We start from the raw sequence: 7558 nt of genomic DNA on the forward strand, positions 1-7558 counted from the left end.
CCTCTAGCTTGGCATCCATTCCAGGTAGAAGAGCCCGATGGCGATCGCCATGAACAGGCCCTGGATGATCCAGAAGCGGATGACGATGGTGGTCTCCGCCCAGCCCTTGAGTTCGAAGTGGTGCTGGAGCGGCGCCATGCGGAACACCCGTTTGCCGGTGAGGCGGAACGAGGTGATCTGGATCATCACGGACATGGTGATGATGACGAACAGACCGCCGATGAGCAGCAGCAGGAGCTGCGTGCGGGTGGTGATGGCCAGACCCACGATGAGTCCGCCCAGGGCCAGCGAGCCGGTGTCACCCATGAAGATCTTGGCGGGCGGGGCGTTGAACCACAGGAAGCCGATGCACGAACCGAGCACGGCGGAGGCCACCACGGCGAGGTCCAGGGGGTCGCGGACCGTGTAGCAGCTGGAGGTGAGCGCCTCCACGCAGGACTGGCGCAGCTGCCAGTTGCCGATGATGACGTAGGCGGCCAGCGACAGGATGGTCGCGCCGGTGGCCAGACCGTCCAGGCCGTCGGTGAGGTTCACCGCGTTGGAGAAGCCCACGATGAGGAACAGCGCCCAGATGACGAACACGCCGATCATCAGCGGCGGGCCGAAGTCGCGCAGGAACGACAGCTGGGGGGCGGCGGGGGTGTAGCCGTAGCCGTTGGGGAACTGGGTGACGCCGTAGGCGAACCCGACACCGATGACGGCCTGGCCGACCATCTTCGCGCCGCTGCGCAGACCGAGGCTGCGGCGCTTGTAGATCTTGATGAAGTCGTCCAGGAAGCCGACACAACCCATGCCGACGAACAGGAACATCACCAGCAGGCCGGAGGCCGTGGGCCCGGAGGCGGCGGGCTGGATCGCCCAGAGCAGCAGGTGGGAACCGAAGTAGCCCACCACCGCGCCGAGGATGATCACGATGCCGCCCATGGTGGGCGTGCCCTGCTTGGTCTTGTGGCCCTCGGGTCCGTCGTCGCGGACCTCCTGGCCGAACTTGAACCGGTACAGGAGCTTGATGAGCGGCGGCATCAGCACCATGGAGATGATCAGCGCGAGCCCCGCCGCTATGGTGATGCCGATCACTGGACATCACCCTTGGTGATGAGGTCGATGACCCTTTCGAGCGCAGCCACGCGCGATCCCTTCACAATGACAACGTCTCCTGTGCGCATCCGTTCGCGCACCGCGTCGGCTGCCGCCTCCGCGTCGGGAACCCGGATGCTCTCACCGCGCCACCGCCCCTGCAGGGCGGCGCGTTCGGCTCCGACTGCGATCCCCTCGGCCGCCTCGCCGACCACGACCAGGTGGGCCACGCCGGTCTCGGCGGCCATCTCACCCACGTTCTCGTGTTCGGCCCCGCCGTCGTCGCCGAGCTCGGCCATGTGGGCGAGCACCGCGATGGACCGGCGGTCCCGGGCGAGCGCGCCCAGGGTGGTCAGCGCCGCCCTCATGGACTCGGGGTTGGCGTTGTAGGCGTCGTTGACGAGGGTGACACCGTGGTGTTCGGTGACCTCCATGCGCCAGCGGCTGACCGGGGTCGCCGCGCCGAGGGCGGCGGCGATGTCTTCGATGTCCATCCCGAGGTCGTCGGCGACGGCCGCGGCGGCCAGCGCGTTGCTGACCTGGTGGGCGCCGACCAGTCCCAGCTGGACCCGGGCCGTGCGGCCGCGCAGGTTCAGGGTGAGGGACGGGGCGCCGTCGGTTCCGATGGTGACGTCCGTGGCGCGCACCTGGGCGTCCTCGGCGGTGCCGTAGAGCACCACGCGGGCCTCGGTGCGGGAGTGCATGGCGCGCACGAGCGGGTCGTCGGCGTTGAGGACGGCCACGCCGCCCTCCCCGCGTCGCTCGCTTCCGGGCGGCAGGGACTCCACGAGCTCGCCCTTGGCCTTGGCGATGGCGTCGCGGCCGCCGAACTCGCCCATGTGGGCGCTGCCGACGTTGAGGACGACGCCGATCCGGGGCGGGGCGATCCGGCACAGGTGGGCGATGTGCCCGATCCCGCGCGCCGCGACCTCGAGCACCAGGTTCTTGGTCGCGGTGTCGGCGCGGAGCACCGTGAGCGGGTGGCCGATCTCGTTGTTGAACGAGCCCGCGGGGGCGACGGTGGGGCCCAGCTCTCCGACGACCTGGGCGATGAGGTCCTTCGTGGTGGTCTTCCCGGAGGAGCCGGTGACCCCCACGACCTCGGTGGTGGCCGTTCCGCGCGCGGGGTCGCTGAGTTCGGTGGCCACGTGCCGGGCGAGTCGGGCCAGGGCCGCCACGACCTCGTCGTCGCCACCGTCCACCAGGAGGTGGGGGGCGTCGACCGGGCGCGAGGCCAGGACCGCGACGGCTCCGGCCGCCACGGCGGTCTGGGCGAAGTCGTGTCCGTCGACCCGCTCACCGCTCAGGGCGACGAAGAGCGCTCCTGGCTCCACCTGTCGAGAGTCGATGACGACGGGGCCGTCGACGACGGCGTCGGGGCGCGCTGATCCGCCGATGGCGGTTTGGGTGATCTCAGCGATCCGATCGAGCGTGAGCGCGATCAAATCCACTCCTCATGTCAGGCCCGGCCCACGGCGCCCCAAGGGCATTGGCCACCCGGCCTCGGGATCGGGTCAGGGGATGGCACCGCGGATACCGTGCGCGCGGTGCCGCGCCGGGCCACGAACTCCGGCTGGTACCGGGCCGCGGGCGCCTGTGTGGGCGGCACGTGTCGGGCTGCGATTGCCGGACCTACCTTAGAACATGTTGGGGTGTCTGGGGTCCCGGCAGGGCCCTGTGCGAAGCAATATGCTCCACTTCGTGACCGTCGACACGCACCTCACATGTGATTCGTGCACGTCACGGAGGGGGACAGCACCGGGACGCGGTCTGGGACCGCGTCCCGGAAAGAGGACGGCACCAAGTTCGGCGCGCCCCGGGTGTGTCGTGGCGTCAGGCCTCGTCAGGCACCCGGTGGACGTCCTGGAGGGCGTTGCCGAGCCGTTCGCTCGCCCGGGTGCGCAGGGCGTCCTCGATGGCGCCCCGCAGGACCTCGCGGTCGTCGAAGGGCAGGACGTCGCCCTTGACGTACTGGCCGGTCTCGTGGCCCTTGCCCGCGACCACCACCACGTCGCCGGGGCCGGTCCGGTGCACGCCCAGGCCGATCGCCTCGGCGCGGTCGAACTCCACGGTGACCCGCGCCCGTTGGTCCTCGGGGACCTTGGCCACGCCGTCCAGCATCGCGGCGGCGATAGCGACGGGGTCCTCGGTACGGGGGTTGTCGTTGGTGATGATCAGCTGGTCGGCCAGGCGCGCGGCGGCCTCGCCCATCAGCGGACGCTTGGCGCGGTCGCGGTCGCCGCCGCAGCCCACCACCATGGTGACCTGGCCGTCGGTGGTCTCGCGCAGCGCGCTGAGCACGGCCTCGATGGCGCCGGGCTTGTGCGAGTAGTCCACCAGGGCAGCGAAGTCCTGCGACCCCGAGTTCCCCCGGACCTCGACCGGCTCCATGCGGCCCGGCACGCCCGGAGCCGCAGCCACGCCCGCGATCGCCGTCTCCAGCGGGATCCCGGCCTCGACCAGACCCACGACGGCCGCCATGGCGTTGGAGACGTTGAACGGACCCGGAAGCGCCACCGAGGCGCGGGCCTCCATGCCGCCGGGGCCCACGATGCGGAAGGTGCTGCCGGTGGCGCTGAGCTTGACGTCAACCGCCGTCCAGTCCGCCGCCATGGCGTTCTCCGGGCCGGCGTCCGAGGCGCCCTCCACCGCGAAGGTGGTCACCGGGACCTTGCCGCGGCCCTGCACCATGTCCACCAGCGCTCGGCCGAACCGGTCGTCGGCGTTGACCACCGCGATGTCGCAGTACTCGGGCGAGAACAGGCGCGCCTTGGTGTCGAAGTAGTCGCGCAGATCCGAGTGGAAGTCCAGGTGGTCCTGGGACAGGTTCGTGAAGATCGCGACGTCGTAACGGGTGCCGCCCACGCGGCCCAGGGCCAGTGCGTGGCTGGAGACCTCCATGGCGGCGGCCATCGTCCCGTGTTCGCGCATGACCGCGAAAAGGCCGTGCAGGTCCGTGGCCTCCGGTGTGGTCAGCGAGGAGGCGACGCGCTCGTCGCCCACACGCATCTCCACGGTGCCGACCAGGCCCGTGCTCATCCCGGCGTGGCGCATGCCGGACTCGATCAGGTAGGTGACCGTGGTCTTGCCACTGGTCCCGGTGGTGCCCACGAGGAGCAGGTCCTGGGCCGGTTCGCCGTAGACCCAGGCGGCGACCGTTCCCAGCGCGGCGCGCGCGTCCGGAACGACCAGCACGGGCAAGCCGGTCTCGGCCGCGCGGTCGGCGCCCGCGGCGTCGGTCAGGATCGCCGAGGCCTCGGCCTCGGCCACCTGCTGGGAGAAGTCGGCGCCGTGCGCGCGGGTACCCGGCAGGGCCGCGTACAGGTCGCCCTGCCGCACGTTGCGCGAGTCGTGGGTGATACCGCGGACATGGATCTCCCGGTCGGGCATGTCCGCTGGACGGTCCGCGCCGAGGTCTGGGCGCAGGAGTGTGGCGTCCGGCCCGAGCAGCGCTGCGAGGTCGGACAGTGGACGGAGTTTGGCGTGTTCAGGTCGCATTACCGGTGGCACGTGTGGAGGTTAACGGCTGCGAGGGACCTCTCGGTAATTTCCACGCTGTCCACGGGCGATACTTCACCCGTAGGAGGTACCACCATGAAGCAGCCGACGCGCCCACTCGTGCTGGACGGGGGTCTGGCCACGAGCCTGGAAGCCCACGGTCGCGACCTCTCCGGCGGGCTGTGGTCCGCCCGTCTCCTCGCCGAGGAACCAGCACTCGTCTCCCAGGTGCACCGCGACTACTTCCAAGCGGGCGCCGATGTGGCCATCACCGCCAGCTACCAGGCCAGCTTCGCCGCCTTCACCCAACGCGGCTACTCCCATTCCCAGGCCCTGGGCTTCCTCTGCCGCTCCGTGGAGCTGGCCCTCACCGAACGCGACGCCTTCGGCCACGGCCTCGTGGCTGCCAGTGTGGGGCCCTACGGCGCCGCCCTCGCCGACGGCTCCGAGTACACCGGCGCCTACGGCCTCTCCGAGGACGAGCTCCACCTCTGGCACCGCGAACGCTGGCGGGTCCTCACCGACGCCGGTGCCGACCTCGTGGCCTGCGAGACCCTGCCATCCCTCCCCGAGGCCCTGGCCCTCGCCCGACTCCTGGAGGAGACCCCTCACGTCCGCGCGTGGTTCAGCTTCTCCTGCGCGGACGCCGAACACATCAGCGACGGCACGCCCCTCCGTCAGGTCGCCGAGGAACTCGCGCCACTCGACCGCCTGGTCGCCGTGGGCGTGAACTGTGTGCCGCCCAGCCACGTGGCCCCACTTCTCCGCGAGGTCGCCAGCACCGGACTCCCCACGATCGCCTATCCCAATTCGGGTGAGACCTGGGACGCCGAGGCCCAACAATGGACCGGCACCACCGACCCCCAGGACTTCGGCCACGCCGCTGCCCAATGGGTCGCCGACGGAGTCGCCCTTGTGGGCGGCTGCTGCCGCACCGGGCCCGAACACGTCCGCGCCATCCGGTCGCTCGTGGACTCCCTCCCGGCCGATTCGTAGTCCAGCACTGCGCGGATCGGGGCCCGTGTCGCGGCTGGTCACCGTCGCGAACGAAAGGCGGCAGCGAAGGAAGCAGCGCCCCCAGGCCCGTGCGGATCGGTGCCCGTGTCGCGGCTGGTCACTGTCGCGAACGAAAAGGCGGCAGCGAGGGAAGCAGCACCCCAGGCCTGCGCCCAAAGGTGCCCCGTGTCGCGGCTGGTTACCGTCTGGGACGTATTACATAACACACCCGAGCAGCTTTCGCGGGTTATCCACAACCCCATTCACAGGGAAAGAAACCTGGCATTCCAGGTCGCATTCCCTCTTGTCTTCCATTCCTTTTTCTTCTATTCGCGCATACAATGGAAGCATGACCTTCTCCTTCGCGCACCACACGGTAATGGCGGGACACTCTCCCGCTGTGACCGCGATGCGCCACGCGAGGGAACAGGTCACCCACGCTCTGGCTGAGGCTCCTCCGGCTGGTGCGGTGGCCGGGGTGCTGGACGATATCTGCCACCTGTGGCAGGACATGGACCAGGCCACACTCGCCATCCTGTTGCGCCTGGCCCAAATCCAGACCGCCGGTAACCTCCTCGAAGTCGGCGGACAACGCACCCTGGCCGGATGGATCACCCAAGCCCTGGGCACCAGCCCGGCCCAGGCCCGCTCCCTGGCCTGCCTGGCCCAAGCCCTCTTCAACGAAAAACTCCCCCACACCCGCACAGCCCTGGACGCCGGGGTGCTTTCCCTGGGCGAAGCCGCTGCGACCGCGAAAGCCGTGGAAGCAGCCACCACCACCCGAGACAAGAACCAATTCCCGGACGCGGATGAGTTTCGAGTGTTGATGGATTCCGGGCTCATGGCCGCAAAAGCCGACCAGCCGACCCTGTCCGCCGCCCAACTCACCCAACTCGGCAAGCGCATCTCCACCCAACTCCACCCCACCCTGGTCCAGGACGAGTACAAGAAAGCCTTCGACGCCCGCCGCCTGGACGTGGTGCGCAGCTTCGAAGGCTCCTTCTACCTCCAAGCCTGGGGCCCGGAAGTGGACGCCGAACTTTTGGAGAAAGCCGTGGGGGCCTTCACCAAAACCCCCAACCCCACCGGGCCGGAGCAGTCCAAAGCTGAACGTTCCTACGACGCGTTCATGCACCTGGTCAAGGCCGCGCTGGGCCACCAGGGATGCACCAAACCCCCCGGTCCGCTCGCGATGATCAACGTGACCGTCCCCCTGGACATCTACACCGGCCACCACACCACCACCCCCACCCCCGGTAGTGGCGAGAGTGCGGCTGCGACGCAGGACGGGATGGTGCTGGCCATGGAAGCCGTGCACGCCATGGCGCCGGGCAGTGTGTTGCGGCGGGTGATTACCGACCCCGCCACCGGCAAGCCCCTGGACGTGGGACGCGGGATGCGCAACGCCCCCGAACAGATCCGCACCGTGGCCCACCACGGGCGCACCACCTGCGCCTGGCCCCAAGGGTGCGACGTCCCCATCAGCGCCACCGAAGCGGACCACATCACCAGCTACTCCCAGGGCGGGCACACCAGCGCCGGAAACATCCAGCCGCTGTGTTCCACCCACAACCGCCTCAAATGGAGGCGGGAGAACAACCCCCACCGGGCCGCCTGGAAAGGCCGCCCCACCCACAAGCCCCCAAACCCACCACCAAAACCAGAACCACCACCCCCGCCGGAACCACCCCCACTCCCACCGCTGCCGCCGCACCGCGAGTGAGTGCCGGCCCCTACCCCGCACGCCCACACCCCGAAACCAGGCCCCCACCCCCTGAGCGCTTGTGCCCCGAGGCGCCCGCGCCCCTGCTACTCACACCCGCCAGAAAGGAGGCCCACCCATGAACACCACCCCACCCCCCACCGCACAAGCACCCGTTCCCACCGCCGACACCGGGTTGGCCCCCACTTCCGCCGGAGCCGGTTTGGTCTCCACCCCCACCCATCCCGCGCGGCCCGCCCGCCCCCACGCACTGGCCGCCTTTGC

The 7558-nt window shown here is 69.9% G+C and carries 5 protein-coding genes; 2 read left to right on the forward strand and 3 right to left on the reverse strand.

What is annotated here, in order from left to right; all coding sequences use genetic code 11:
- Positions 1–3: 3 nt before the first annotated feature.
- The 3 genes from mraY to KBX21_RS22065 form a co-directional block, all read right to left on the reverse strand.
- A complete protein-coding gene (mraY, locus tag KBX21_RS22055; RefSeq protein ID WP_049571509.1) occupies positions 4–1077 on the reverse strand; it encodes a phospho-N-acetylmuramoyl-pentapeptide-transferase in 1074 nt (357 codons plus the stop codon).
- Positions 1074–2522: a UDP-N-acetylmuramoyl-tripeptide--D-alanyl-D-alanine ligase gene (gene murF / locus KBX21_RS22060; protein ID WP_210843429.1), complete on the reverse strand. Its 1449-nt coding sequence runs from the start codon at positions 2520–2522 to the stop codon at positions 1074–1076. The genes mraY and murF overlap by 4 nt, the downstream gene beginning before the upstream one ends.
- 388 nt (positions 2523–2910) lie before the next feature.
- On the reverse strand, positions 2911–4575 hold the full coding sequence (locus tag KBX21_RS22065) for a UDP-N-acetylmuramoyl-L-alanyl-D-glutamate--2,6-diaminopimelate ligase (protein ID WP_210843431.1): 1665 nt from the start codon (positions 4573–4575) through the stop codon (positions 2911–2913).
- Between the two features lie 96 nt (positions 4576–4671).
- Here KBX21_RS22065 and mmuM point away from each other — a divergent pair, with 96 nt between their 5' ends.
- Both mmuM and KBX21_RS22075 read left to right on the forward strand, forming a co-directional pair.
- Positions 4672–5571 carry a homocysteine S-methyltransferase gene (mmuM, locus tag KBX21_RS22070; protein ID WP_210843433.1) on the forward strand — a complete coding sequence of 300 codons (900 nt, stop codon included), beginning with the start codon at positions 4672–4674 and terminating at the stop codon, positions 5569–5571.
- Positions 5572–5875: 304 nt separating this feature from the next.
- Entirely contained in the window at positions 5876–7294 is a 1419-nt protein-coding gene (locus tag KBX21_RS22075; RefSeq protein WP_247666144.1) for an HNH endonuclease signature motif containing protein, read from the forward strand.
- The last annotated feature ends 264 nt before the right edge of the window (positions 7295–7558 follow it).

The organism is Nocardiopsis sp. B62 (assembly GCF_018070675.1).
GTDB classification, from domain to species: Bacteria; Actinomycetota; Actinomycetes; order Streptosporangiales; family Streptosporangiaceae; genus Nocardiopsis; species Nocardiopsis prasina.

What these genes read in the sequence shown, in the direction of transcription:
- mmuM (WP_210843433.1), top strand. Translation starts at nt 4,672, where the DNA reads ATGAAGCAGCCGACGCGCCCACTCGTGCTGGACGGGGGTCTGGCCACG.
- KBX21_RS22065 (WP_210843431.1), bottom strand. Translation starts at nt 4,575, where the DNA reads ATGCGACCTGAACACGCCAAACTCCGTCCACTGTCCGACCTCGCAGCG.